Origin of the sequence: Haloferula sargassicola (assembly GCF_040362925.1) — a bacterium.
GTDB lineage: Bacteria > Verrucomicrobiota > Verrucomicrobiia > Verrucomicrobiales > Akkermansiaceae > Haloferula > Haloferula sargassicola.
In genome coordinates, this window is sequence record NZ_BAABRI010000046.1 from 1 (window position 1) to 2,089 (window position 2,089).

Genomic DNA, 2,089 nt, shown 5'->3' on the forward strand with positions numbered 1-2,089 from the left:
CAAGTCGTTGACCCACAGACGCGGATTGAAACCGCAAGAGCGATAGCCACACCGCCCGTCCAACCCGCCTGGGCCCGTTCAACAACCGATAGCTTCGGGGCTACCGCCCGAAGCTATCTTTGGGGTTGGCCTTTTTCTTACCCAGCAAGCTCGCCTCTGCTCTTCCGTCGCCAAAAGGTCGCGCCTCGCGTCAGCTATAGCTGTCCGAATCTACGCCAGTCCGTTGACTGCTCACCTCGCTTCGCGCCTCGCCCTACCGTGTCGCATCACTCTCATCCTGGACCCGACCTTGGCACTCCGAGCGACCATCATGCCGCCCTGCCATCATCGCACTCCACTCGAAGAAGCCGCAGAGCCCTACACAGATCCAGCTCTTATTTCGGGCCAACGTTTGAGGTCTGGCACCGCCTACCGGGAGCGCCACTCCCGCTGCTATCTGCGGGCTGTAGTTACCGAGATGCTTGAATTGGCGGCGGGTAGGCGGTTGTCCAGCACCGTCTTGTTCGCCTCGATATTTTCTGTGTCGTGTGACAGCTTGTCATATACGTGATTCATTACCATTGTCAGTGCCTTGCAATGCACAGATTTGTTCAAAAAGCCGCCTTTCCTACTGTAGCGGTGAATGTAGTGCCCCCCTTTGCAGACTGAAAAGAAGTCACATGTCAGACAATCATTGCAGTGATGGCCATCCAAATTTGATGCCAGCCGGTATGAGGCGGACTCCCTAAACCTTTGGAGAGCACCAGCTCCAACTTGTATCCCGGTATCACGGGCGAATTCTGGGCAGATCCGGAGAACGTCGTGTGGCTCAAGAAGCCCATTCGTCTCTATAATCACTGCACCAAGTCCATCTCGACCTAACGTGTCCACTAGGCTAGGTCCACCAGTCAACTTTGAGAGCAAGCTGTCGAAAAAGCGGCAAGACACACCTCTCCTCGAGTGCGGAAACCAAGCATCAAAGGCACTGATCAGAAACTCGCCAAAGCGAACCTGCAGATCGTCCCAATTATCTGGAATGTCCTCGTATGTGTAGTCAGGCAAGAGGAGATCAAACCACTCAATTCCTAGCTCATTCAAAAAGTATTCAACGGTTTCAGCTCCATCAGCCTCTGGTTGAACTACACACAGAACGCCTGGAAACACGACCTCCGACTCCTGAAGCTTTGCAATTCCAGCGAGCACTCTGGGCGTCGAATCTGAACCGTCGAATCCCTTGCGATTAAGTCCGTTAATGTTCGGTGGCCCATCTAGGCTTACGCCTACCACCACGTTGAACTTCTGGAAGAGATGAATCCAATCGCTGTCGATCAAAATTCCATTTGTTTGAATCGTGTAGCGAACCTTGATTGATGCCAATTCCTGCGTCAGGTAGGCCATGATTCTTGAGAAGTAGTCATGTCCGATCAGCAGCGGTTCCCCGCCATGAAAGACTAGAGAATAGTCATTAGTCGGATTGCAGGCATGATCATCTTTGATCATGCCTGCAACCCCTTCAACGACTTCCCAAGGCACTGATCGAGGCATCCCACGGAACGCCTCGTCTCCCTTGTTGAACATGTAGCAGTAGGTGCAGTTGATATTGCACCTGCTGTGAACCTTGAAAACCATTCGCGTTATGCGGTTCTGCTGAATTCCTTTCCGTGGTCACCGGACTTGTCATGTTCCTTGTCGTGCCCGCCGCCACGCTCATATGACTCGCCGTAGGTGGCAAGGGTCGTTCCAGCGGTTGCCTTTGACACGCGGTCAAGTGCGGCTTTCAAGTCAGGATGTGCACTGAGAAGTTCCGGTGTGATGCTGAGGCGCTTCAGGGTGCCGTCGTCTGTTGTCAGTTGGATGTGTGGCATGGTATGTTTTCTTTCTATTGTTTGGGTTTGGGTGGTCTGAGAGTTTTCTGGCGAACAGTTTAAAGGTTTTCCTAGCTAGAAAAGCGGAGATCCTTGTCGGCGGACAGGAAAAAATAGGCCCTAGGGTAGGTTGTGATTGCTAAAAACGCTCCTAGGGGCTTTTTCGTCTTCGATGGAAGGGGAATCGCAGAAGGGCGAATTGGAGCGGAGGATGCGGGTGGAGGTGAGACGACGGGGGTTGGCAC

Annotated in this window: 2 protein-coding genes; both read right to left on the bottom strand. The window is 53.0% G+C overall.

Annotated elements, in window-relative coordinates; translation table 11 throughout:
• Positions 1-432 precede the first annotated feature (432 nt).
• Complete coding sequence (locus ABXH26_RS20490; protein ID WP_353568968.1) at positions 433-1,608, bottom strand: radical SAM protein; 1,176 nt, start codon at positions 1,606-1,608, stop codon at positions 433-435.
• 5 nt (positions 1,609-1,613) lie between these two features.
• Entirely contained in the window at positions 1,614-1,844 is a 231-nt protein-coding gene (locus ABXH26_RS20495) for a hypothetical protein (protein WP_353568969.1), read from the bottom strand.
• Positions 1,845-2,089 lie beyond the last annotated feature (245 nt).